Below are 22,861 nucleotides of genomic sequence, written 5' to 3'. Positions count from 1 at the left end.
ACGTCCCGGTGGGAGGGAAGCGGCGGACTGCCGAAGGATCAGGCGGTGAGCGCGGGACGGTAGATCGCCAGCGACGCGGCGATGTAGTGCACGACGAACGCGGCGATCGTGAACGCGTGGAACACCTCGTGGAAGCCGAACCAGCGCGGCGAGGGGTTGGGCCGCTTCGTGCCGTAGACCACGGCGCCGAGGGTGTAGAGGCCGCCACCGACCGCGATGAGCGTCACGACCGCGACGCCACCGGCGTGCAGGAGCGGACCGAAGTAGAAGATCGCGACCCAGCCGAGCGCGACGTACACCGGCGTGTAGAGCCAGCGCGGGGCGCCGACCCACAGCACCCGGAAGAGCACGCCGAGGAGGGCGCCGGTCCACACGATCGAGAGCAGCTGCACGGCCTGCCGCTGCGGCAGCAGCGTGAGCGCGAACGGGGTGTAGGTCCCCGCGATGATCAGGAAGATGTTGGAGTGGTCCAGTCGCTTGAGCAGGCCCTGCAGGCGCGGTGACCAGGTGCCGCGGTGGTAGACCGCCGAGGTCGTGAAGAGCAGGACCGCGGTGATCCCGAAGACGATCGCGCCGATCCGGCCGCGCTCGGTCGGGGCGAGGACGATCAGCACGATCGATGCCGCGAGCGCGAGCGGTGCCATCCCCGCATGCAGCCAGCCGCGCAGGTGCGGCTTGACGAGGCGGACCAGCTCGGAGGCGGTCTCCTGGGCCTGGTCGAGCTGCTGGCCGATACGGGTGCTCATCCTCCAAGGATAACTTACGAAACCGTAAGTTATCCAGTCGCCCCGCTGAGCAACCTCAGCCGATTGACGAACGTCTCCCCGTGGGCTCAGGTTCCGGCGGTACGGTCGTTCCGTACGTCGGGGGGCGATCAGCGGACGAGGAGAGCAGTTCATGCGCGGGTTCAGCGACCTGGTGTACGGAGCGTACGAACGGCACCTCACCAGGTCCCTGCCGCAGGAGCGGCTACCTCGCCACGTCGGCGTCATGCTGGACGGCAACCGCCGCTGGGCCAAGCGCCGAGGTCACGACACCGAGACCGGTCACCGGGCCGGGGCCGACAACATCGAGCCGTTGCTCGGCTGGTGCGAGGAGGTCGGCGTCGAGGTCGTCACCCTCTGGCTGCTCTCGACCGACAACCTCAACCGCCCGGCCCAGGAGCTGCAGCCGCTCCTCACCATCATCGAGGGCGTCGTCGCCGACCTGGCGGCCGCCCGTCGCTGGCGGATCAACGCCGTGGGCGCCCTGGACCTGCTGCCGCACGACACCGCCGTCCGACTGAAGGACGCCGCTGACGCGACCAGGGACGTCGGCGGCCTGGTCGTCAACATCGCCGTCGGGTACGGCGGCCGGCGCGAGATCGCCGATGCGGTCCGCTCGTTGCTGCAGGAGCACGCGGCCAAGGGCACCTCGATCGAGCAGCTCGCCGAGATCCTGGACGTCGACCACATCGCCGAGCACCTCTACACCAAGGGCCAGCCCGACCCCGACCTGGTGATCCGTACCTCCGGTGAGCAGCGCATCGGCGGCTTCCTGCTCTGGCAGAGCACCCACTCGGAGTTCTACTTCTGCGAGGCCTACTGGCCCGACTTCCGCCGGGTCGACTTCCTGCGGGCGATGCGCGCGTACGCCGAGCGCGAGCGTCGCTTCGGCGCCTGACCCCGCGCCGCGCGGCGCTTGTCGCGCCACCGGACCGTCCGCGATGTGAAGGTTCGGGGAACATCCGCCCGGGTATCCCTCCTTGGAACGAAGGTGACCGTTTCCGTGGCCGCGCGCCGCGGACGACCGCCCGAGACGAGAAGAGGACCCGTTGACGACCACCACTCCCGCCCTGTCCGTCCCCGAGGCCGGAGCCCGGTTCGAGAACATCGACCTGACCCGCCGCGACCTGCGACCGGACGACGTCCGGATCGAGATCACCTACGCCGGCATCTGCCACAGCGACATCCACACGGTGCGCGGCGAGTGGGGTGAGCGACCGTTCCCGATCACGCCGGGCCACGAGATCATCGGCACCGTCGCCGAGGTCGGCTCGGAGGTCTCCCGCCACTCCGTCGGCGACGTCGTGGGCGTCGGCTGCTTCGTCGACTCCTGCCTGGAGTGCGCTGCCTGCAAGGACGGCGAGGAGCAGTTCTGCGAGCGCGGCGTCATCCAGACGTACGCGAGCGAGGACTATCACGGCGAGCTGACGTACGGCGGCTACAGCGGCCAGGTCGTCGTCCGCGACCACTTCGTGGTGAAGATCCCGGACGGGGTCGACCTCGCCGCGACGACGCCGCTGCTGTGCGCCGGCATCACGACGTACAACCCGCTCAAGCGGTACGGCGCCGGGCCCGGGGTGTCGGTCGGCGTGATCGGGATGGGCGGCCTCGGCCACGTCGCGGTCAAGATCGCTGCCGCGCTGGGCGCCGACGTCACCGTGCTCAGCCGTACCGACTCCAAGAAGGAGGACGGGCTGGCGTTCGGCGCCAAGGACTACCGCGCGACCGAGGACGAGTCGGTCTTCGAGGACCTCGCCGGGTCGTTCGACCTGCTGCTGAACACGGTCGGCGACGCGATCGACCTGGACGCCTACCTGGGTCTGCTCGGCCGCGGCGGCACGATGGTCAACCTCGGTGCGCCGAGCGACTCGCTGACCAGCAGCGCGTTCTCCCTGCTGACCTACCGCCGGTCGATCGCCGGCTCGATGGTCGGCGGCCTGCCCCAGACGCAGGAGATGCTCGACTTCTGCGCCGAGCACGACATCACCGCGACGGTCGAGCTGATCTCGGCCGACCAGGTCGACGACTACTACGACAAGGTGGTGGCGGGAAAGGTGCGCTACCGCGCCGTGATCGACGCGAGCACCTTCACCGGCGCCGCCTGACCGACGGCCGTGCGCCGACTGGGATCGGAGGACTCCGCGGGAACGCGTGAGTCGGACCCGTCGAGCCCGTCGGGCGAGGAGGCGGCGGACCCGCCGGACCCGCGTCGCTGGCGCATCCTCGGGGTCACCCTGACCGTCGGCTTCATGGTCCTGCTGGACGTCACGATCGTGAACGTCGCGATCCCGTCCATGCAGCAGGGCCTGCGGACCTCGGCGGCCCAGATCCAGTGGGTCGTGTCGGGGTACGCCCTCGCCCTCGGACTCGTCCTGGTGACCGGCGGCCGGCTCGGCGACGCGTGGGGCCGGCGGCGGCTGATGCTGATCGGGCTGACCGGGTTCATCCTCGCCAGCGCCGCCACCGGCCTCGCCCCGAACGTCGCCGTCGTGGTCACGGCGCGGCTGGTGCAGGGGTTCGCCGCGGGCCTGCTGACGCCGCAGAGCTCCGGGCTGATCCAGTCGCTGTTCCGCGGGCCCGAGCGTGGGATCGCCTTCGGGCTGTTCGGGTTCACGGTCTCGGTGTCGTCGGCCATCGGCCCGGTGATCGGCGGGCTGCTGATCGCGGCGTTCGGGGAGGACACCGGCTGGCGCTGGATCTTCCTGGTCAACGTGCCGATCGGCCTGGTCCTGCTGGCCGCGATCGCGCGGCTCGTGCCCGAGCGCAGTGCGGACGACGGTCCGCCCGACACCCGGCTGGACCTGGTCGGCGCCGCCCTGCTCGGAGCGACCGTGCTGGCCGTGCTCTACCCGGTGGTCAACCTCGAGAGCGGCAGCCGGCTGCCGCTCCTGCTGCTCGCGCTCGTCCCCGTCCTCGCGGTCGGGTTCGTGCGCTGGGAGCAGCGCATGGTCCGTACGGGCGGCGCGCCCCTGCTCGACCTGGGGCTGCTGCGGGAGGTGACCGGGTACGCCAGCGGCGTCCTCATCGGAAGCATCTACTTCACCGGGTTCACCGGGGTGTTCCTGGTGCTGAGCGTCTACCTGCAGGAGGGCCTGGGCTACTCGGCGCTGCACGCCGGGCTGCTGCTGACGCCGTTCGCCGCGGGCTCGGCGATCGCCGCGCCGCTCGCCGGGCGGCTGGTCAGCCGCGTCGGGCGGGTGCTGACCGTGATCGCCCTGGTCGTCATGGTCGTCGGGCTGGCCGGCATCGTCGTGCTCGCCCCCGCGGCGCAGGCCGACGGCCGGTTCTGGCTGCTCGCGCTGCCCCTGCTGGTCGCCGGGCTCGGTGGCGGCGGCGTGGTCTCACCGAACATCACCCTCTCGCTGGCCTCCGTGCCCACCCGGATGGGCGGCGCGGCCGGAGGTGCCCTGCAGACCGGCCAGCGGATCGGCGCCTCCATCGGCGCGGCGCTCGTCATGACCACTTACCAGATCGCCGTCGGCCGGCTGGACGACCCGGGGTCGGCGCTGCGCGTCGCGCTCGGCATCTCGATGGTGCTGCTGCTCACCGCGACGGCCGTGGCGGTCTGGTCCTGGCGCCGCGAGCCGGCGCTGCCCGAGCCCGCCTGACCGACCCGCGACACTGCCCTGATCAGCGAACGACACGAAGGAGCACGCATGACCGACGCAGGCCCGATCGCTCTCGCCACCGCCACCCGGTACGACGTCGACCGGGTTCGGTCGCACTTCCCGTCGCTGGCCGGCGGGACGGCGTACTTCGACGGACCGGGCGGTTCGCAGACCCCGGACGTGGTGGGCCGGGCGATCGCCGACACCATGACCGGGCCGATCTCCAACCGCGGCTCGGTCACCGCGTCCGAGTGCGTTGCGGACGCCGTCGTCGTCGCCGCGCGTCAGGCCCTCGCCGACCTGCTCGGCGGCGAGCCCGGGGGAGTGGTGCTGGGCCGCAGCATGACCCAGAACACCTTCGACCTCGCCCGCACGCTCGCCAAGCGCTGGTCGCCCGGCGACGAGGTGGTGGTGAGCCGGCTGGACCACGACGCGAACATCCGGCCGTGGGTCCTGGCCGCCCAGGCCCGCGAGGTGCAGGTGCGCTGGGCCGACTTCGACCCGACGACCGGCGAGCTGGAGCCGGCGCAGGTCGAGCGGGTGCTCGGCCCGCGGACCCGACTGGTCGCGGTGACCGGCGCCTCGAACCTGATCGGCACCCGCCCAGACATCCCGGGCATCGCCGAGGTCGTCCACGCCGCCGGAGCGCTGCTGCACGTGGACGGCGTGCACCTGACCCCGCACGCCCCGGTCGACGTCCGGGCCCTCGGCGCGGACTTCTTCGCCTGCTCGCCGTACAAGTTCCTCGGGCCGCACCACGGCGTGCTGTACGGCCGTCCGGAGCTGCTCGAGGAGCTCGAGCCCGACAAGCTGGTGCCCTCCTCGGACCGAGTGCCGGAGCGGTTCGAGCTCGGGACCCTGCCGTACGAGCTGCTCGCCGGCACCACCGCGGCGATCGACTTCCTGGCCGGACTGGCACCGGGAAGCGGCACCGGCCGCCGGAGCCGGCTGCTCGCGTCCATGACGGCGCTGGAGCAGCACGAGGCCGAGCTGCTGCGCCGCCTCGAGACCGGCGCGGGGGAGCTGCCCGGGGTGACCGTGTGGTCGCGTGCTGCGCGTCGGACGCCGACCCTGCTGCTGACCTTCGACGGTCACGAGGCCACGGCCGTACGGGACACCCTCGCCGCCGCCGACATCAACGCCCCGGCCGGGCACTTCTACGCGCTGGACACCTCCCGGCACCTCGGTCTCGGCGACACCGGCGGTCTGCGGATCGGCCTCGCGCCGTACACCAGCGCCGATGACGTCGACCGGCTCCTGGCGCAGCTCGCCCGCACCCTGAAGCGCTGACGTGCCGGAGCTGCCCGAGGTCGAGTCCGCCCGCGCCGTCATCGAGCGGTCCGCCCTGCACCGACGCATCGAGGACGTCGACGACGCCGACGGGTACGTCTGCCGGCCCCATCGCCGGGGCGAGATCCGCGAGGCGCTGGTCGGTCGCCGGCTGACCAGCGCCCACCGCCGCGGCAAGCTGATGTGGTGCGAGACCTCGGGCGTGGGCCGGTCGCGAACACCCGGGCCGGTGCTGGCGCTCCATCTCGGGATGGCGGGCCGGATCCTGGTCGACGGACCGACCGGCTCCGACGAGGGCGGTGACTACGTCGGGACCCGGACGCGGTCCTCGGCGCGGCACAAGCCGGAGTGGGACCGCTTCACGCTCCGGTTCGAGGACGGCGGGTCCCTGCGGCTGTTCGACAAGCGCCGCCTCGGGCGCGTCTACCTGGAACCGGACCTGGACCGGCTCGGGCCCGACGCCGGTGAGGTCGGCCTGCGCGAGCTCCGCGAGATCCTGAGCCGCAGCCGGGCGCCGCTGAAGGCCCGGCTGCTGGACCAGCACGCGCTCGCCGGCGTCGGCAACCTGCTCGCCGACGAGGTGCTCTGGCAGGCCGAGCTCGACCCGCACCGGCCCGCAGACGAGATCGAGCCCGACCGGGTGACCGTGCTGCACCGCTCGCTGCGGACCGCGATCAGGCGAGCGCTGAAGCGGGGTGGCGTGCACACCGGCGAGGTGATCCCGTACCGGAAGCGGGGAGCCGACTGTCCGCGGTGCGGCGCGCCGATGCGCAGGGGCGTCGTCGGCGGTCGCACCACCTGGTGGTGCTCGAAGGAGCAGTGAGGGCGGCCGTCACGCGGCGCGGCCACCCGCCGCGTGACCGTCAGCCGAGGACGTCCATGAGGAGGCCGGTGATCTCCGCGGGCCGCTCCAGGTTCGGGAGGTGGCCCGCCCACGGCAGCTCCCGGTGCGTCGCCCCGGGGATCCGCGCCGCGAGGTCGAACGCCCTCTCCCGGAACCCCGACAGGTCGTGGGACCCGGACACGACCACCGTCCGCGCGCTGATCGCGTGCACGTCCGTGTCGGCCCAGACCAGCCGGGGCGGGTCGTCCCACTCGTCGGCAGCCAGCTGGACCTCGAACGCGCGCTGCTGCATCGCCCGGAGGAGGTCGCGGGCCGCGTCGTCGGCCTCGGGGCCGAGCCAGGTGCGCACGTTGAGCTCGGTCGCGCCGGCCACGTCCCCCTTCTCCAGCAAGGCGTCCTCCTGCTCGCCGAACGCCCGCATGTCGGCGCTCGGCTCCGCGCCGGGAACGTCGGGTGCGAGGAGCACCAGCCGCTCGACCAGGTCCGGGGAGGTGGCCGCGAGCTCCAGGGCGACACGGCCGCCGAAGGACGACGCGACCACGGCCGCCCGCCGCGCGCCCACCTGGTCCAGCACCTCCCGCAACGTCCCGGTGAAGGACGCCTCGCCCGGCTCCAGAGGCGTCTCGCCGAAGCCGGGCAGGTCCGCCCGGACGACGCGGTGCCGCTCGGTCAGGGGCTGCCACTGCGGCTCCCACATGCGGCGGTCGGCGACGCCCGCGTGCACCAGCAGCACCACGTCGTAGGGGTCGTTGTCCTGCGCCGTACCGGCGAGCTCATACGCGATCATCCGGCCGACGGTAGGGGAGGACCCGGTGGGCGACCAGCGCATTACGCCTCGTCCAGGTCCCTGTCCAGGCGTTCGCTCATCGAGCGCAGGGCGGCATAGGCCGCGCGCTGCACGGCGGGGGAGTCGTCGTCGTACGCCGTACGCACGCCGGCGGCGTGCTCGCCCTCACCGACCGCGCCGAGGACCCGCAGCGCCGCCACCCGCACCCGTTCGACCGGGTCGACGACCAGATCGGCAGCGGGGTCGGCGGCGGCACCGATGGCGCGCTGCACGGCGACCTTCGCGCACATCTCGCGCACCCGCCAGTGGTCGTCGGCGAGGCCCGCCACGACCGCCGGCTCCGCCTCGGTCGACCACGCGTACAGCAGGGCCCGGGCGCCCCACACCCGCATCCAGTACTGGTTCACCGACCTGGCCATCCACGCCTCGTCCGTGGCCGCCCGCGAGCCCAGCAGGGCCACCAGCCCGCCGTCGTGGGCGCCGCCGATCAGGGCCGCGCACCGACGGGCCACCTCGGGTTCGCCCCAGCGCTCGCAGGCCTGCGCGACCGTCTCGCGCGGGGTCGGTCGCGCACTCGCTGCCACCTGCGCAGCATGGCACCGACGGTGGCGGTGAACGAGTGGCGAACGTGATCACAACGTTCGGCGCGTCGCTCCCCACTGTGCTCCTCAATGTGGGTGCGGCGACGTACGGTCGCACTAGCGCGGAGGCACCCGTCACCGCGTTCGGGAGGCCCACCACATGGAGCGATCACCGCTCCGGACGGAGGGCCGGCACCGGCCCCGCCGTTCGTGGCAGGCCCGGTCCCGGCACCTCGTCCGAGAGTAGGTCCGGCCGGCGGAGACGCCGGCACGGCAAGGAGATCGACCATGGCATCTGCCCGTCAGTCCTCCCGTTCCTCTTCGTCGCCGTCGCGCGCCCGCAGCAAGGCCAGGACCCGCACGTACGTGCTGGACACCTCGGTGCTCCTGTCCGATCCGCGGGCCCTGACCCGGTTCGCCGAGCACGAGGTCGTGCTGCCGGTGGTCGTGGTCACCGAGCTCGAGGGCAAGCGCCACCACCCCGAGCTGGGCTACTTCGCCCGGCAGGCGCTGCGCACGCTGGACGACCTGCGCACCACCCACGGGCGCCTGGACGCCCCGGTGCCGATCGGGGAGGGCGGGACGCTGCGGGTCGAGCTGAACCACACCGACACCGAGTCGCTGCCGCCCGGGTTCCGCCTCGGCGACAACGACACCCGGATCCTCGCGGTGTCGCGCAACCTGGCCGACGAGGGCCGCGACGTCACGGTCGTCAGCAAGGACCTGCCGATGCGGGTCAAGGCCTCGGCGGTCGGGCTGCACGCGGAGGAGTACCGGGCCGAGCTGGCCGTCGAGACCGGGTGGACGGGGACGGCCGAGCTGGAGATCGACGACCAGCAGATGTCGACCCTGTACGACCAGAGTCGCCTGGAGCTGGACAGCGCCGCGGACCTGCCGTGCAACACCGGCGTCGTGCTCCTCGGCCCGCGCGGCAGCGCCCTGGGCCGGGTGATGGCCGACAAGTCCATCCGGCTGGTGCGCGGCGACCGGGACGCGTTCGGGCTGCACGGGCGCAGCGCGGAGCAGCGCATCGCCCTGGACATGCTGCTGGACCCCGACGTCGGCATCATCAGCCTCGGCGGGCGGGCAGGCACCGGCAAGTCCGCGCTGGCCATGTGCGCCGGGCTGGAGGCGGTGATGGAGCGACGCCAGCACCGCAAGGTCATCGTGTTCCGCCCCCTGTACGCGGTCGGCGGCCAGGAGCTCGGGTACCTGCCGGGCACGGAGAACGACAAGATGGGCCCCTGGGCGCAGGCCGTGTTCGACACCCTCAACGCCGTCGTCTCACGCGAGGTGGTCGAGGAGGTCGTGGACCGCGAGCTGCTGGAGGTGCTGCCGCTCACCCACATCCGCGGGCGGTCGCTGCACGACGCGTTCGTGATCGTGGACGAGGCGCAGTCCCTGGAGCGCAACGTCCTGCTCACGGTCCTGTCGCGGATCGGGCAGAACTCCCGGGTCGTGCTGACCCACGACGTCGCCCAGCGGGACAACCTGCGCGTCGGGCGGCACGACGGCGTGGCCGCGGTGATCGAGAAGCTCAAGGGTCACCCGCTGTTCGGTCACGTGACCCTGCACCGGTCCGAGCGCAGCCCGATCGCGGCCTTGGTGACCGATCTGCTCGAGGGCGGCGAGATCTGATACGCCCGCCTCCGGCGGGCCTGCACCGGCGCCGCGACCGTCCTCTCCGGGACGGTCGCGGCGCCGTCGCGCGCGCGTCCGGCCGAACGACGGTCTGCTCCGGTGTGAACGGGCCCGTCGCGCCGGGAGATTCGCGGCGATTGGACAGGAGCACCCGATGTACGTCACAGTTTCGGGGTTGGTCACGGTTTCATAACGGGCTGCCCATCGTGCGTGAGCCGCCCCCGCAGCACCGGTAGACCATCCTTTGGCGTCTCGCCTCGAGGACCGGAGTCGTTCCTCGCGACGGGGCGCAGTGCATGTCGGTGGCACCCCCATGACGCCGTCGTCGTGCGCACCCGCCCCTGCAGTAACCCCGCCAAACTCTGTCCGATCACGGGCGCCACCGTGCGCGTGCCCGGACGCAGGAGGTCCCCCGTATGTCAACACCCGTCGGACGGCACCGCGCCCCTCGGCAGGCTGCGCTGCGCCGCCCTGCCGTCGCCGCGACCGCCACGCTCTCCGCGCTCGCTGTCTCGGCCGCCGGCTACGCCTCGGCCACGGACCTCGACTCGGCGTCGGCCTCGGGCAACCTCAGCGGGCTGGATGCGCTCGCGCCGGCGGGTAAGGCGCACACCTACCAGAGCTTCGACCGCAGCAGCGTCATGTCGATGCAGCAGAGCGTCTCGCGCGCCCGCAGCACGGCGTCGGTCCGCGACCGCGCGGCCATGGCGAAGCGGATGGCCGACTCCCACCGCCTGCAGGCGTCCGCGAGCCAGGCCAGCATGACCACGCTGCGCCAGATGGTCGCCTCGCGCACCAGCCAGGCCCAGGACATGGTGGCCGCGAAGGTCGCCCCGAAGCCCGCCCCGGCCCCGGTCCAGAAGGCTTCCCGCAGCACCACCGAGGACGCGCCCCGCGTCCAGAGCCACGGCGACCCCCGGGACATCGCCCGCTCGATGCTCGCCTCGTACGGCTGGAGCTCGAGCCAGTTCAGCTGCCTCGACAAGCTGTGGACCAAGGAGAGCGGCTGGAGCACCTCCGCCAACAACCCCTCCTCCAGCGCGTACGGCATCCCCCAGGCCCTGCCGGGCAGCAAGATGGCCACCGCCGGCTCCGACTGGCGCACCAACGCCGCGACCCAGATCGAGTGGGGCCTGGGCTACATCAAGGAGCGCTACGGCAGCCCCTGCAGTGCGTGGTCGCACTCGGTCGACCTGAACTGGTACTGAGCTCGCACGCTCGCGAGCGCGCGCGACCCTGATCGTCGCCGGCCCGCTTTCCTCGAGGAAGGCGGGCCGGCGTCTCCCCACCCGGCGGCGGGTCAGCCGTGACCGCCCTTGGCCATGGCCAGGACGTCGAGGGCTCGGTCCAGCTGCTCCTCGGTGAGCTCGCCGGACTCCACGTGCCCCCGGTCGATCACGACCTCGCGGATCGTGCGTCCCTGCGCCAGCGCCTGCTTCGCCACGGCGGCTGCGGCCTCGTACCCGATGAAGGCGTTGAGCGGCGTCACGATCGAGGGTGAGGACTCCGCGTACGTGCGGCAGCGCTCCTCATCGGCGGTGATGCCGTCGATGCACCGGGTCGCGAGGGCGGTGCACGCACCGGCGAGGAACTCGATCTGCTCCATCACCGCTCGGGCGATGACCGGCAGCATGACATTCAGCTCGAACGCGCCGCTCGCCCCGGCCGCCGTGATCGTCGCGTCGTGCCCGATCACCTGGGCGCACACCATGAGCGTGGCCTCGGGCAGGACCGGGTTCACCTTGCCCGGCATGATGCTCGAGCCCGGCTGCAGGTCAGGCAGGCGGATCTCGGCGAGGCCTGCACGCGGCCCGGACCCCATCCAGCGCAGGTCGTTGCAGATCTTGGTCAGCGACACGGCGAGCGTCCGCAGCGCGCCGGAGAGCCCGACCACGGCGTCCTGGGTGGACTGCGCCTCGAAGTGGTCGGCCGCCTCGCGCAGCGGCAGGCCGGTGTCCCGCGCGACCTGCTCGATCACCGCGGCGGCGAACCCGGGACGGGCGTTCAGGCCGGTACCGGCGGCCGTCCCGCCGAGCGGCAGCTCGTGCACGTACGCGGCCGCCTCGCCGATCCGGGCGCGCCCGAGCTCGATCTGGCGGGCGTACCCCGCGAGCTCTTGGCCGAGGGTGACGGGGACGGCGTCCATCAGGTGCGTACGGCCGGACTTCACGACGTCGGCGAGCGCACGCGACTGGCGCTCCAGCGAGCCCTGCAGCGTCGCCAGGGCCGGGTCGAGCCGCTCGGCCAGGGCGGAGGCGGCGGCGACGCGGATCGCGGTCGGGAACGTGTCGTTGCTGGACTGGCCGGCGTTGACGTGGTCGTTGGGGTGGACGTCCGCCCCGGAGTCGAGGTGGGCGAGCCGGGCGACGACCTCGTTGACGTTCATGTTCGTGGACGTCCCCGAGCCGGTCTGGAAGACGTCGATCGGGAACTGGTCGTCGTGCTTCCCGTCGGCGACCGCCGTGGCTGCCGCCACGACCGCGTCGGCCCGGGCGCGGTCCAGGACGCCGAGATCGGCGTTGACCCGCGCTGCGGCCGCCTTGATCCGGGCGAGCGCGTGGATCACCGGGACCGGCACCCGTTGGCCGGAGATCGGGAAGTTCTCGACGGCCCGGGCGGTCTGCGCGCCGTACAGCGCGTCCGCCGGCACCTCCACCTCACCCATCGAGTCGTGCTCGGTCCTGGTCGCGTGGTCAGCCATGCCTCCCATCATGGAGCCGGGCCGGACGCCCGTCACCAGGGCGCCCACCGGCGGCCGGGCGCCCGCGACTCGCGGGTCTGGCGTCCCCCGCGGGTGCGCAGGCGGCAGAATGGGGGTATGCCCGATCTTCACCGCCGTCCCGTCGCGATCACCTACTGGGTGGCGACGTTCGTGCTCTCCGTGCTCGCGGGAGTCGGCGGCGCGATGCTGGGTCGCGGGGTCGCTCCGGACCTCGGGTCGCAGGACGAGGGCGCGGCGGCGACCAGCGGCGCCCGCTTCCTGTTCGGCGTGCTCGGCTTCGTGCTGGGGACTGCGGCGGTCGTCGCCCTGTTCGCCGGACTCTGGATGCTGGCCTGGGCCCGGCGACGCCGAGCGAGCGCGGCGCAGCGGCAGGTGCGGGCCGAGGAGGAGCGTGAGCGCCACGGCGACCTGGCCGACCTGCTGGTCGACGAGGACGGTGCGTTCATCGACGACGTCAGCGACCGGCAGCGGCGCGAGGCGTCCTGACGGACGGCGTGCCCGGCCGACCGCGTGTGCGCGACGCGCTCAGAGCTTGCGCAGCAGGACCTGCTGCACCGCGTGGTCGGCGCCCTTCTGCATCACCAGCGTGGCGCGAGTGCGGGTCGGCTCGATGTTGTCCGACAGGTTCGGGTGGTTGATCGACTCCCAGATCTTCGTGGCGAGGTCGACCGCGTCGTCGTCCGACAGCGACGCGAACCGGTGGAAGTAGGACTGCGGGTCGGCGAAGGCGGTCTCACGCAGGGAGAGGAACCGGTCGACGTACCAGCGCCGGATGTCGCGCTCGGCGGCGTCGACGTACACGGAGAAGTCGAAGAAGTCCGACAGGGCGAGGGTCGAGCGCAGCTCGGCGGTCGAGGTGGCCGGCTGCAGGACGTTGAGGCCCTCGACGATGAGGACGTCCGGACGGCGGACCACGATCTGCTCGTCCGGGACGATGTCGTACGAGAGGTGTGAGTAGACGGGCGCGGTCACCTCGGGCTTGCCGGACTTCACCTCCGAGACGAAGCGGACCAGGGCGCGCCGGTCGTACGACTCGGGAAAACCCTTGCGTTCCAGCAGGCCTCGGCGCTCGAGCTCGGAGTTGGGCAGCAGGAAGCCGTCGGTGGTGATGAGCTCGACGCGCGGGGTGTCCTCCCAGCGGGAGAGCAGCTCGCGCAGCACTCGCGCGGTGGTGGACTTGCCGACCGCGACGGACCCGGCGATGCCGATGACGAACGGCGTCTTGGCCGGCTGCTCCCCGAGGAAGGACGACGTCACCCGGTGCAGCCCGGACGTCGCGCCCACGTAGAAGTTCAGCAGCCGCGACAGCGGCAGGTAGATCTCCTCGACCTCGCGCAGGTCGACGGGCTCGCCGAGACCGGAGAGGCGCTCGACGTCGGCGGCGTCCAGGCTCATCGGGTGGGCCTTGCGCAGCCGTGCCCAGTCCTCGCGGTCCAGCTGCACGTACGGCGACGGCAGCAGCGGGACGGCGAGCTCTCCGGTGTGTCGAGTCACGCGACCATGGTGCCAGCAGCCGGAACCACTGGCGTGAACGGGAGCACTCGGCGGAGGCTCTAGGCTGCCGGGCATGTGTGGAATCGTCGGATACGTCGGCAGCAGTGCCGACGGCAAAGCCCTGGACGTCGTGCTGGAGGGGCTCGCCCGCCTGGAGTACCGCGGGTACGACTCGGCCGGAGTGGCCCTGGTCGACGGCGATCACGTCTCGACCCGGAAGAAGGCCGGCAAGCTCGCCAACCTGCGCGCGGTCCTGGAGGAGCAGCCGCTCGAGGCGTCGAGCACCGGGATCGGCCACACCCGCTGGGCGACCCACGGCGGCCCGACCGACGCGAACGCCCACCCGCACCGCGGCGGCACCGACGGCAAGCTCGCCGTCATCCACAACGGCATCATCGAGAACTTCCACTCGCTGAAGGGCGAGCTGCTGGACGAGGGCGTCGCGTTCGCCTCCGAGACCGACACCGAGGTCGTCGCCCAGCTGCTGGCCCGCGCGTACGACGGCGATCTCACCGAGGCAATGCGGTCGGTCGTGGCGCGGCTGGAGGGGGCGTTCACCCTGCTCGCGGTGCACGCCGACGCGCCGGACGTCGTGGTCGGCGCCCGCCGCAACTCGCCGCTGGTCGTCGGCCTCGGCGACGGGGAGAACTTCCTGGGCTCCGACGTGGCCGCGTTCATCGGCTACACCCGTAACGCCCTGGAACTGGAGCAGGACCAGATCGTCACCATCACCCCGGCCGGTGCGACCGTCGTGAACTTCGACGGGACGCCCGCGCAGGGCAAGGCCTTCGAGGTCACCTGGGACGCCGCGGCCGCCGAGAAGGGCGGCTACGACACCTTCATGGAGAAGGAGATCCACGAGCAGCCGCACGCCGTCGGCGACACGCTGCTCGGGCGTACGGACGAGGACGGTCACCTCGTCCTGGACGAGCTGCGCATCTCCGAGCAGCAGCTGAAGGACATCGACCGCATCACGATCGTCGCGTGCGGGACGGCCGCGTACGCCGGCATGGTAGCCAAGTACGCCATCGAGCACTGGACCCGCATCCCCGTCGAGGTCGCGCTCGCCCACGAGTTCCGCTACTGCGAGCCGATCGTCAGCGAGCGGACGCTGGTGGTGTCCATCAGCCAGTCCGGCGAGACCATGGACACACTGATGGCCGTCAAGCACGCCCGCGACCTCGGCGCCCTCACCGTCTCGGTGTGCAACACGCACGGCTCGACCATCCCGCGCGAGTCCGACGCCGTCCTCTACACCCACGCCGGTCCCGAGATCGCCGTCGCCTCGACCAAGGCGTTCCTGGCCCAGATCACCGCCTGCTACGTCCTGGGCCTCTACCTGGCTCAGCTGCGGGGCGGCTCGTACGCCGACGACGCCGCGGCCGTGCTGAAGGAGCTGCACCAGGTCCCGGGCAAGATCGAGCAGCTGCTCGGATCGATGGGCCGCGTGCGGGAGATCGCCCGGTTCATGGCCGACACCCGGTCGGTGCTGTTCCTGGGCCGGCACGTCGGGTACCCCGTCGCCATGGAGGGCGCGCTGAAGCTGAAGGAGCTGGCGTACATCCACGCGGAGGGGTTCGCCGCCGGCGAGCTCAAGCACGGCCCGATCGCGCTGATCGAGCCCGGGCAGCCGGTGTTCATCGTCGTTCCCGGCCCGGACACGCCGCACGGGCTGCACGGCAAGGTCGTCTCCAACATCCAGGAGATCCGGGCCCGCGGCGCCCGCACGCTGGTCATCGCGCAGGAGGGCGACACGGCCGTCGAGCCGTTCGCCGACGAGATCATCCGGGTGCCCGCGACCTCGCCGATGCTCGCGCCGCTGCTCACCGTCGTCCCGCTGCAGGTGTTCGCCCTGCACCTGTCCACGGCCAAGGGTCTGGACGTCGACCAGCCGCGCAACCTCGCCAAGTCCGTCACGGTCGAGTGATCGCCCGGCCTGCCGCTCGAACTGCGTCTGGTGTTCCTGACGCAGCTCGAACACGGTCAGGAACACCAGACGCAGTTCGAGCAGCGATGGCCGGCGGATGATCGTCGGGGTCGGGATCGACGTGGTCGACGTCGCGCGCTTCGAGCAGACGCTGGAGCGCACGCCCATGCTGCGCGCCCGGCTGTTCACCGTCGAGGAGTCCGACCTGCCGATCAACTCCCTCGCCGCCCGGTTCGCGGCCAAGGAGGCGCTCGCGAAGGCGCTCGGTGCCCCGTCCGGGCTGCACTGGACGGACGTGACGGTCGTCCGGCGCGACGGCGGGCAGCCCGAGCTGGTGACCGCGGGCACCGTACGTGCGCGCGCGGCCGACCTCGGAGTGACTCACCTGCACCTGTCGATCAGTCACGACGCCGGCATCGCCTCGGCCGTCGTGATCGCCGAAGGCTAGGAGTACCACCATGATTCGGGCCTACTCCGTCGAAGACGTCCGGGCCGCCGAGAGCGCCGCGATGGAGGGCCTGGCCGACGGCGAGCTGATGCAGCGCGCCGCGACCGGACTCGCCGGGGTGGCGCGAGCGCGGCTGGAGGAGCGCGACAGCGACGCCGTGGTCGTGCTCGCCGGGTCGGGGGACAACGGCGGCGACGCCCTGTACGCCGGTGCCCTGCTGGCCGAGGCGGGGCATCCCGTCGTGGTCGTCCTGGTCGGGTCGCGGGCGCACGAGGCCGCCCTCGCCGCTGCGCGCGACGCTGGGGCGATCGTGCTGGAGTGGCGCGACGGCGCGGCTCCCGGCGAGGTGCGGACCGCGCTCGGTGAGGCCGACCTGATCCTCGACGGAGTGACCGGCATCGGCGGGCGTCCGGGCCTGCCGGACCACCTCGCCGCTCTGCCGGACCTCGTCTCCGACGACGCGTACGTCATCGCGGTCGACCTGCCCTCCGGGGCGGACCCGGCCGGTCTGGTCGCCTCGGACGCGGTGTACGCCGACGAGACGGTCACCTTCGGCCTGACCAAGCCGGTGCACCTGATGCCGCCGACGGAGCCGGCAACCGGCCTGCTGACGGTGGTCGACATCGGGGTGCCCGAGCCGTCGTCGCCCGCCGTCGAGCGCCTCACCTACGAGGACGTCGCGCGGCTGTGGCCGGTGCCGACGCCGACCGACGACAAGTACTCCCGCGGCGTCCTGGGCGTCGTGGCCGGCGGCGAGCAGTACACCGGCGCCCCGGTCATGAACGTCACCGCCGCCGTCACCGCCGGGGTCGGCATGGTGCGGTACGTCGGCCCGCGCCGTCCGACGGACCTGCTGCGCTCGCTCGTGCCGGAGTGCGTGTTCGGGGAGGGCCGCGTCCAGGCGTGGGCGATCGGGTCCGGCCTGGATGCCGAGAACGCCGACGACGACCAGCTGCGCGTCGTGCGGGAGGCCCTGGAGTCCGACCTCCCGGTCCTGCTGGACGCCGGTGGCCTGGACCTGCTGGAGGAGTCCCGCTCCGCGCCGACCCTGCTGACCCCGCACGCCGGTGAGCTGCTGCGGCTGGCGCGCCGGCTCGAGCTCGGTGACCTGCCCGACGACGCCGTACGCCGGGCGCCGGTCGAGATCGCGCGGCGGGTCGCCGACCACCTCGACGTGACGGTGCTGCTCAAGGGCGCCGTGACGGCGGTCGTGCCACCGTCCTCGGCCGGGCTCCCGGTCCGGACCCAGTCGGACGCGCCCGCCTGGCTCGCGACGGCCGGCTCCGGGGACGTCCTGGCCGGCCTCGCCGGGGCGCTGCTGGCCAGCGGCCTGTCGCCCCTGGACGCCGGCTCGGTCGCCGCCCTCGTGCACGGTGTCGCCGCCGACGACGCGAACCCCGGCGGTCCGGTCCGGGCGATGGACGTCGCTCACCAGCTCGGTCGTACGGTCGCTCGCCTCCTGCGCCGCTGACCGGCCGCCGAGCGGTCGTCGCCCCGGACAGGCAGGGCCCCGGTGCCGCGATGTCGTGGAAAGCGGCCCCGGTCGGGCAGGGCCGCGCGCCCGGATCTGCTCTTCAGCGGTCGCAGATGAGCAGCGGCCAGGGTCGGCTGTGGCGGTGGTGCATGCTTGGGCCGGTGAGCACAGACCAGATGACCGCGTGGGTCACCATCGATCTCGACGCCATCGCGCACAACGTGGCCGAGCTGAGCCGGCGCGCAGGGGACGCGAGCGTGATGGCCGTGGTCAAGGGCGACGCGTACGGCCACGGGTTGGTGCCCAGTGCCCGCGCGGCGCTGCGCGGAGGCGCCGGATGGCTGGGCGTGGCTCAGCTGTCCGAGGCGCTGCAGCTGCGGGCGGCCGGGATCGATGCACCCCTGCTCACCTGGCTGCACGCGCCGGGCGTCGACTTCGGCCCCGCGATCCAGCAGGGCATCGACATCGGGGTGCCCGCGGTCTGGGAGATCGAGCAGGTCGCCGAGGCGGCCCGCGCGGCCGGGCGGACGGCCCGGGTCCAGCTCAAGGCCGACACCGGCCTGGCCCGCAACGGCGCGTACGGCAAGGACTGGGACCTCCTGCGCGACGCAGCGGCGCGGCTCCAGGCGGAGGGCGCGGTCGAGGTCGTCGGCATCTTCACCCACTTCGCGTACGCCGACGCCCCGGAGCACCCGACCGTGCTCCAGCAGCAGCAGCTGTTCGCCGAGCGGGTCGAGGACGCCGAGCGCGCGGGGCTGCGGCTGCAGGTACGCCACATGTCCAACTCGGCGGCCACGCTGACCACCCCGTCGGCGGCCTGGGACATGGTTCGCCCGGGCCTGGCGGTGTACGGGCTGAGCCCCGTCCCGCAGCTCGGCGACCCGGCCGACTTCGGGTTGCGGCCGGCGATGACCGTGACGGCGCGCGCCACCGTCGCCAAGCGGGTCCCGGCCGGCCAGGGCGTCAGCTACGGGCACACGTACGTCACCGAGCACGAGACGACGCTGGTCGACGTGCCGATGGGGTACGCCGACGGCGTCCCGAGGCACGCGTCGAACGTCGGGCCGGTGCAGGTCGCCGGGCAGCGGTTCACCGTCGCGGGGCGGGTGTGCATGGACCAGTTCGTCGTCGACGTGGGCGACCTGCCCGTCGAGGCGGGGGAGCCGGTCGTGCTGCTCGGCCCCGGTGACGGCGGCGAGCCCACCGCCCAGGACTGGGCGGACGCCGCGGGCACCATCTCCTACGAGATCGTGACGCGGATGAGCACCCGTCTGCCGCGGATCTACGTCGGGGACTCCGCCGGTCACGAGGCGGGTCGACCGGTCGGCTGACAGGTGCCCGGCCGGCCGGCGGACGGCCGTGTGACCGGGTCCTCACCGGGACGCGGTGGGGTTGCTGCGACACTGGCCCGCGTGACGTCGACACGACAGAGCGCACTGCGCTGGGGAGTCGGAGCGGCCGTGGCGGGTGCTGCGGGCGTCGCCGGCCTGGCCGTCGGGCAGCTCGTCCGGAACCGGCGCACCGAGCGCCCCCCGGACGACGGCTGCGACTACGTCGAGACCCCGGACGAGGAGCGCGTCGTCATCGCCGCCGACGGCGTCCCGCTGCACGTCGAGATCGATCACGCGCGCGACGACGCGTCGAGCCGTACGACGGTGGTCCTCACCCACGGGTACACGCTCAACCTCACCGGCTGGGTGTTCCAGCGGCGGGCGCTGCGCGAGGCGGGCTACCGGATCGTCCTGTGGGACCACCGCGGCCACGGCCGGTCGGAGGAGGGGGAGGACTCCTCGTACGAGGTCGGTCAGCTGGGTGACGACCTCGCCGCGGTCATCCGCGAGACGACCCCCGAGGGCGAGATCGTGCTGATCGGCCACTCCATGGGCGGCATGGCGGTGATGGCGTTCGCCGAGCAGCACCCGGAGGTCATGCGCGAGCGCGTCATCGGTGTCGGGCTGCTGTCGACCAGCGCCGGCGGGCTCCGCAACGTCGACTGGGGCCTCGGCCAGCACCTCGGCGCCGTCGTGCACCGCCTCGGGCCGTCCGCGGTCTCGCGCCTGGCCAACCAGCAGGACCTGGTCCGGCAGGCCCTGCGGGCAGGGCAGGAGGTCGAGGAGCTCGCGGTCCACCATTTCTCGTTCGCCTCGCACGTCCCGCGCTCGATCATCCGGCTCACTGCGGACATGATCTTCGCCACCCGGCTGCACGTGATCGGCGCGTTCCTCCCGACGCTGATGGAGCACCACCGGTTCGACGGGCTCACCGCGCTGGACGGCGTCGAGACGCTGGTGATGAACGGCACCGAGGACCGGCTCACCCCGCCGGACCACTCCGAGGCGATCGTCGCCGCGGTCCCCGGCGCGGAGCACGTGGTCGTCACCAGCGGCGGGCACGTCCTGATGCTGGAGCACCCGGACCTGGTCAACGAGCAGCTGCTCGCGCTGCTCCAGCGGGCCGACCGCGCCGTCGAGCGGCCGCGCCGCCGCCCACGCGTCCGGCGCACCGTCACCGACCTGACCGGACGGCGACGCGGGACGGCTGGACGCTCGCGGGGGCGTGCCGGTGTCTGACCGCCTCGTCGTCGCGACGCCGGACGCCGACGCGACGCAGTCGTTCGGCGAGCGGTTGGGGGCACTGCTGCGCGCCGGTGACCTGCTCGTCCTCACCGGGGGCCTGGGCGCCGGCAAGACGACGATGACCCAGGGCATCGCCCGCGGTCTCGACGTCCGCGGACCCATCACGTCCCCGACGTTCGTGGTCGCCCGCGTCCACCCACCGCTCGGCGACGGACCCGAGCTGGTGCACGTCGACGCCTACCGGCTGCACGGCTCGGCCGAGCTGGACGACCTGGACCTGGACGCCGAGCTGGACGACGCGGTGACGATCGTCGAGTGGGGCGCCGGGCTCGCCGAGAGCCTGAACGAGGAGTACCTCACGGTCACGTTGTCGGGCGACGACGAGCGTCGGATCGAGCTGGTGGGTACCGGTCCGCGCTGGGACGCGGTCCTGGACGCGCTCCGCTGACGGATCGGCCTCCACGACCGCGTGGATTCGGTGAGAGGCGGCCTCGCTGGTTAGCCTGGCGGGCGTGCTTCTCGCCATCGACACCGCCACGCAGGCGGTCACGGTCGCCGTTCACGACGGCGCGACCGTCGTCGCCGAGCAGGCGCACACCGACACCCGGCGTCACACCGAGCTGCTGACCCCGACGATCCGCGACGTGCTGCGCGAGGCCGGGCTGCGTCCGCGCGACCTGAGCGCCGTCGCGGTCGGCGTCGGGCCCGGCCCGTTCACCGGCCTGCGCGTCGGCATCGTCACCGCACGCACCATGGGCCTGGCGCTCGGCGTTCCCGTCCACGGCGTCTGCAGCCTGGACGCCCTCGCGCACGCGACGTTCGCCGCCGGCCAGACCCGGCGGTTCCTGGTCGCGACGGACGCACGGCGCAAAGAGGTCTACTGGGCCGCGTACGACGTCACCGACGAGGGCGTCCGCCGCACCGACGGCCCCGACGTCGCGCGCCCGGCCGAGCTGCCGGGACACCTGCGCGGCCTGCCCACCGCCGGCCGCGGCACCGAGCTGTACCCCGAGGCGCTTCCGCACGCACTGCCCCAGCTGGACGTCAGCGCCGGCGCGCTCGCGACGTTCGTGACCGGCGCCCTCCGCCGCGGCGAGTCGCTGCTGGAACCGCAGCCGCTCTACCTGCGCCGACCCGACGCGGTTCCCCAGGCCGAGCGCACGCCGGTGACGCCGTGACCGCGACCGCGCTGCGCGAGATGCGCTGGCAGGACATCGACCGGCTGGTCGAGCTGGAGCGCGAGCTCTTCGCCGACGACGCCTGGACCGCGAACAGCTGGTGGGGCGAGCTCGCCGGCCGCCCGCGTCGCGCGTACGTCGTGGCCGAGCGCGAGGCGAAGGTCGTCGGGTACGCCGGTGTCGACCAGGGCGGTGACGTCGCCGACGTGATGACCGTCGCCGTCGCGCCGGACGCTCAGAGGAGCGGCCTCGGTCAGCGCCTGCTCGACTGGATGGTGACCACGGCCACCGGTAGCGGAGCGGAGTCGCTCATGCTCGAGGTGCGCGCCGACAACGTCTCGGCCCGAAAGCTGTACGACCGCAACGGTTTCGAGCAGATCTCGGTGCGTCGCCGCTACTACCAGCCGGGTGACGTGGACGCTCTGATCCTGCGCCGGCTGCTGAACGGAGGTGCGTCCCATGTCTGACGCGACGACCGACGAACCACTGGTCCTCGGCATCGAGTCCAGCTGCGACGAGACGGGTGTGGCGTTCGTGCGCGGCACCACGCTCGTCGGCGACGCCCTGGCGAGCAGCGTGGACGAGCACGCCCGCTTCGGCGGCGTCGTCCCCGAGGTCGCGAGCCGCGCGCACCTGGAGTCGATGATTCCGATGCTGGAGCGCGCGAGCGCCGAGGCCGGTCACCGGCTGGACGACGTCGACGCGATCGCGGTCACGTCCGGGCCCGGGCTCGCCGGTGCGCTCATGGTGGGCGTCGCGAGTGCGAAGGCGCTGGCCCTGTGCCTCGACAAGCCGCTGTACGGCGTCAACCACCTGGCCGCGCACGTGTGCGCCGACGTCCTCGACCACGGCCCGCTACCGGAGCCGACGGTCGCGCTGCTGGTGTCCGGCGGCCACACCAACCTGCTCGTGGTGCGGGACATCGCCTCCGACGTCGAGGAGCTCGGCTCCACGATCGACGACGCGGCCGGCGAGGCGTACGACAAGGTCGCGCGGGTGCTCGGTCTGCCCTACCCGGGTGGGCCGCACATCGACCGCGCGGCGCGGGACGGCGACCCCGAGGCCATCGCGTTCCCGCGCGGTCTGACCTCGCGCAAGGACATGGAGCGCCACCGCTTCGACTACTCCTTCTCCGGGCTCAAGACCGCCGTGGTCCGGTGGGTCGAGGCGCGTGAGCGGGCCGGCGAGCCGGTGCCCGTCGCGGACGTTGCGGCGAGCTTCAGCCATGCGGTGGCGGACGTCCTCACCCGCAAGGCCGTCCTGGCCTGCACCGAGCTCGGCATCTCCGACCTGCAGATCGGCGGCGGCGTCACGGCGAACACCCAGCTGCGCGAGCTGGCCGAGAAGCGCTGCGCCGAGGCGGGCATCCGGCTGCGGGTCCCGCGGATCCGGCTGTGTACCGACAACGGCGCGATGGTGGCCGCCCTCGGCTCGCAGATGGTGATGCGTGGTCTGCCGCCGTCCGACTTGGCCCTGCCGGCCGACTCCTCGCTGCCAGTGGCGAGCGTCCAGGCATGACCCGGTCGC

Annotated in this window: 22 protein-coding genes; 17 read left to right on the top strand and 5 right to left on the bottom strand. The window is 72.9% G+C overall.

The window, feature by feature from the left end; genetic code table 11:
- Window positions 1–38: 38 nt before the first annotated feature.
- Window positions 39–746: a PAQR family membrane homeostasis protein TrhA gene (gene trhA, locus P4R38_RS02890; protein WP_277190965.1), complete on the bottom strand. Its 708-nt coding sequence runs from the start codon at window positions 744–746 to the stop codon at window positions 39–41.
- Between the two features lie 151 nt (window positions 747–897).
- Here trhA and P4R38_RS02885 point away from each other — a divergent pair, with 151 nt between their 5' ends.
- From P4R38_RS02885 to P4R38_RS02865, 5 genes are all read left to right on the top strand, one after another.
- Window positions 898–1,662: an isoprenyl transferase gene (locus P4R38_RS02885; RefSeq protein WP_275239878.1), complete on the top strand. Its 765-nt coding sequence runs from the start codon at window positions 898–900 to the stop codon at window positions 1,660–1,662.
- Window positions 1,663–1,813: 151 nt separating this feature from the next.
- The gene (locus P4R38_RS02880) at window positions 1,814–2,869 is read left to right on the top strand and encodes an NAD(P)-dependent alcohol dehydrogenase (RefSeq protein WP_277190964.1); all 1,056 of its coding nucleotides are present in this window, start codon (window positions 1,814–1,816) and stop codon (window positions 2,867–2,869) included.
- A 9-nt stretch (window positions 2,870–2,878) separates the two neighbouring features.
- Window positions 2,879–4,372 (top strand): MFS transporter, encoded by a 1,494-nt coding sequence (locus P4R38_RS02875; RefSeq protein WP_277190963.1) that lies wholly within the window; start codon window positions 2,879–2,881, stop codon window positions 4,370–4,372.
- A gap of 48 nt (window positions 4,373–4,420) precedes the next feature.
- A complete protein-coding gene (locus P4R38_RS02870) occupies window positions 4,421–5,662 on the top strand; it encodes a cysteine desulfurase-like protein (RefSeq protein ID WP_277190962.1) in 1,242 nt (413 codons plus the stop codon).
- A 1-nt stretch (window position 5,663) separates the two neighbouring features.
- Window positions 5,664–6,485, top strand: a complete 822-nt coding sequence (locus P4R38_RS02865; RefSeq protein ID WP_277190961.1) for an Fpg/Nei family DNA glycosylase — start codon at window positions 5,664–5,666, stop codon at window positions 6,483–6,485.
- A 40-nt stretch (window positions 6,486–6,525) separates the two neighbouring features.
- Here the strand turns inward: P4R38_RS02865 and P4R38_RS02860 are convergent, their stop codons facing one another.
- Both P4R38_RS02860 and P4R38_RS02855 read right to left on the bottom strand, forming a co-directional pair.
- Window positions 6,526–7,293, bottom strand: coding sequence for an alpha/beta fold hydrolase (locus tag P4R38_RS02860; RefSeq protein ID WP_277190960.1), 768 nt, complete (start codon window positions 7,291–7,293; stop codon window positions 6,526–6,528).
- A 41-nt stretch (window positions 7,294–7,334) separates the two neighbouring features.
- Entirely contained in the window at window positions 7,335–7,877 is a 543-nt protein-coding gene (locus P4R38_RS02855; RefSeq protein WP_277190959.1) for a HEAT repeat domain-containing protein, read from the bottom strand.
- Between the two features lie 285 nt (window positions 7,878–8,162).
- Between P4R38_RS02855 and P4R38_RS02850 the strand changes: the two genes are divergently transcribed.
- Window positions 8,163–9,512 (top strand): PhoH family protein, encoded by a 1,350-nt coding sequence (locus P4R38_RS02850; protein WP_275239870.1) that lies wholly within the window; start codon window positions 8,163–8,165, stop codon window positions 9,510–9,512.
- A gap of 419 nt (window positions 9,513–9,931) precedes the next feature.
- A complete protein-coding gene (locus P4R38_RS02845; protein WP_275239869.1) occupies window positions 9,932–10,723 on the top strand; it encodes an aggregation-promoting factor C-terminal-like domain-containing protein in 792 nt (263 codons plus the stop codon).
- A gap of 92 nt (window positions 10,724–10,815) precedes the next feature.
- Here P4R38_RS02845 and P4R38_RS02840 read toward each other — a convergent pair whose 3' ends face one another.
- Window positions 10,816–12,216 carry a class II fumarate hydratase gene (locus P4R38_RS02840; RefSeq protein WP_277190958.1) on the bottom strand — a complete coding sequence of 467 codons (1,401 nt, stop codon included), beginning with the start codon at window positions 12,214–12,216 and terminating at the stop codon, window positions 10,816–10,818.
- Between the two features lie 117 nt (window positions 12,217–12,333).
- Between P4R38_RS02840 and P4R38_RS02835 the strand changes: the two genes are divergently transcribed.
- Window positions 12,334–12,723, top strand: a complete 390-nt coding sequence (locus P4R38_RS02835; RefSeq protein ID WP_275239866.1) for a hypothetical protein — start codon at window positions 12,334–12,336, stop codon at window positions 12,721–12,723.
- Between the two features lie 39 nt (window positions 12,724–12,762).
- On the opposite strand, the gene coaA is transcribed toward P4R38_RS02835, so the two are convergent.
- Entirely contained in the window at window positions 12,763–13,806 is a 1,044-nt protein-coding gene (gene coaA, locus P4R38_RS02830; protein WP_409201229.1) for a type I pantothenate kinase, read from the bottom strand.
- On the opposite strand from coaA, the gene glmS reads away from it, so the two are divergent.
- The 9 genes from glmS to tsaD all read left to right on the top strand — a co-directional run bounded on the left by glmS (window position 13,805) and on the right by tsaD (window position 22,852).
- On the top strand, window positions 13,805–15,658 hold the full coding sequence (glmS, locus tag P4R38_RS02825; protein ID WP_277190956.1) for a glutamine--fructose-6-phosphate transaminase (isomerizing): 1,854 nt from the start codon (window positions 13,805–13,807) through the stop codon (window positions 15,656–15,658). The genes coaA and glmS overlap by 2 nt on opposite strands.
- Window positions 15,659–15,755: 97 nt before the next feature.
- Window positions 15,756–16,106, top strand: a complete 351-nt coding sequence (locus P4R38_RS02820) for a holo-ACP synthase (protein ID WP_277190955.1) — start codon at window positions 15,756–15,758, stop codon at window positions 16,104–16,106.
- A 10-nt stretch (window positions 16,107–16,116) separates the two neighbouring features.
- Complete coding sequence (locus P4R38_RS02815; RefSeq protein ID WP_277190954.1) at window positions 16,117–17,577, top strand: NAD(P)H-hydrate dehydratase; 1,461 nt, start codon at window positions 16,117–16,119, stop codon at window positions 17,575–17,577.
- 152 nt (window positions 17,578–17,729) lie between these two features.
- The gene (alr, locus tag P4R38_RS02810; RefSeq protein ID WP_409201231.1) at window positions 17,730–18,911 is read left to right on the top strand and encodes an alanine racemase; all 1,182 of its coding nucleotides are present in this window, start codon (window positions 17,730–17,732) and stop codon (window positions 18,909–18,911) included.
- 81 nt (window positions 18,912–18,992) lie between these two features.
- The gene (locus P4R38_RS02805; RefSeq protein ID WP_277190953.1) at window positions 18,993–20,150 is read left to right on the top strand and encodes an alpha/beta fold hydrolase; all 1,158 of its coding nucleotides are present in this window, start codon (window positions 18,993–18,995) and stop codon (window positions 20,148–20,150) included.
- Window positions 20,143–20,604: a tRNA (adenosine(37)-N6)-threonylcarbamoyltransferase complex ATPase subunit type 1 TsaE gene (gene tsaE / locus P4R38_RS02800; protein ID WP_277190952.1), complete on the top strand. Its 462-nt coding sequence runs from the start codon at window positions 20,143–20,145 to the stop codon at window positions 20,602–20,604. The genes P4R38_RS02805 and tsaE overlap by 8 nt, the downstream gene beginning before the upstream one ends.
- A gap of 64 nt (window positions 20,605–20,668) precedes the next feature.
- On the top strand, window positions 20,669–21,334 hold the full coding sequence (gene tsaB, locus P4R38_RS02795; RefSeq protein ID WP_277190951.1) for a tRNA (adenosine(37)-N6)-threonylcarbamoyltransferase complex dimerization subunit type 1 TsaB: 666 nt from the start codon (window positions 20,669–20,671) through the stop codon (window positions 21,332–21,334).
- Window positions 21,331–21,801 (top strand): ribosomal protein S18-alanine N-acetyltransferase, encoded by a 471-nt coding sequence (gene rimI, locus P4R38_RS02790; RefSeq protein WP_277190950.1) that lies wholly within the window; start codon window positions 21,331–21,333, stop codon window positions 21,799–21,801. The genes tsaB and rimI overlap by 4 nt, the downstream gene beginning before the upstream one ends.
- Window positions 21,794–22,852, top strand: a complete 1,059-nt coding sequence (gene tsaD / locus P4R38_RS02785) for a tRNA (adenosine(37)-N6)-threonylcarbamoyltransferase complex transferase subunit TsaD (RefSeq protein ID WP_277190949.1) — start codon at window positions 21,794–21,796, stop codon at window positions 22,850–22,852. Before rimI ends, tsaD begins: the two co-directional genes overlap by 8 nt.
- Window positions 22,853–22,861: the final 9 nt, after the last annotated feature.

The organism is Luteipulveratus flavus, assembly GCF_029439465.1.
In the GTDB taxonomy this organism is placed as follows: Bacteria; Actinomycetota; Actinomycetes; order Actinomycetales; family Dermatophilaceae; genus Luteipulveratus; species Luteipulveratus flavus.
This window is presented reverse-complemented; position numbering and strand designations above follow the sequence as displayed.

Bases quoted from the DNA above. Each gene is read 5' to 3' on its own strand.
- trhA (WP_277190965.1), bottom strand. From the start codon at position 746: ATGAGCACCCGTATCGGCCAGCAGCTCGACCAGGCCCAGGAGACCGCC.
- P4R38_RS02885 (WP_275239878.1), top strand. From the start codon at position 898: ATGCGCGGGTTCAGCGACCTGGTGTACGGAGCGTACGAACGGCACCTC.
- P4R38_RS02870 (WP_277190962.1), top strand. From the start codon at position 4,421: ATGACCGACGCAGGCCCGATCGCTCTCGCCACCGCCACCCGGTACGAC.
- P4R38_RS02860 (WP_277190960.1), bottom strand. From the start codon at position 7,293: ATGATCGCGTATGAGCTCGCCGGTACGGCGCAGGACAACGACCCCTAC.
- P4R38_RS02850 (WP_275239870.1), top strand. From the start codon at position 8,163: ATGGCATCTGCCCGTCAGTCCTCCCGTTCCTCTTCGTCGCCGTCGCGC.
- P4R38_RS02845 (WP_275239869.1), top strand. From the start codon at position 9,932: ATGTCAACACCCGTCGGACGGCACCGCGCCCCTCGGCAGGCTGCGCTG.
- P4R38_RS02840 (WP_277190958.1), bottom strand. From the start codon at position 12,216: ATGGCTGACCACGCGACCAGGACCGAGCACGACTCGATGGGTGAGGTG.
- P4R38_RS02835 (WP_275239866.1), top strand. From the start codon at position 12,334: ATGCCCGATCTTCACCGCCGTCCCGTCGCGATCACCTACTGGGTGGCG.
- glmS (WP_277190956.1), top strand. From the start codon at position 13,805: ATGTGTGGAATCGTCGGATACGTCGGCAGCAGTGCCGACGGCAAAGCC.
- coaA (WP_409201229.1), bottom strand. From the start codon at position 13,806: ATGCCCGGCAGCCTAGAGCCTCCGCCGAGTGCTCCCGTTCACGCCAGT.
- P4R38_RS02820 (WP_277190955.1), top strand. From the start codon at position 15,756: ATGATCGTCGGGGTCGGGATCGACGTGGTCGACGTCGCGCGCTTCGAG.
- P4R38_RS02815 (WP_277190954.1), top strand. From the start codon at position 16,117: ATGATTCGGGCCTACTCCGTCGAAGACGTCCGGGCCGCCGAGAGCGCC.
- alr (WP_409201231.1), top strand. From the start codon at position 17,730: ATGCTTGGGCCGGTGAGCACAGACCAGATGACCGCGTGGGTCACCATC.
- tsaD (WP_277190949.1), top strand. From the start codon at position 21,794: ATGTCTGACGCGACGACCGACGAACCACTGGTCCTCGGCATCGAGTCC.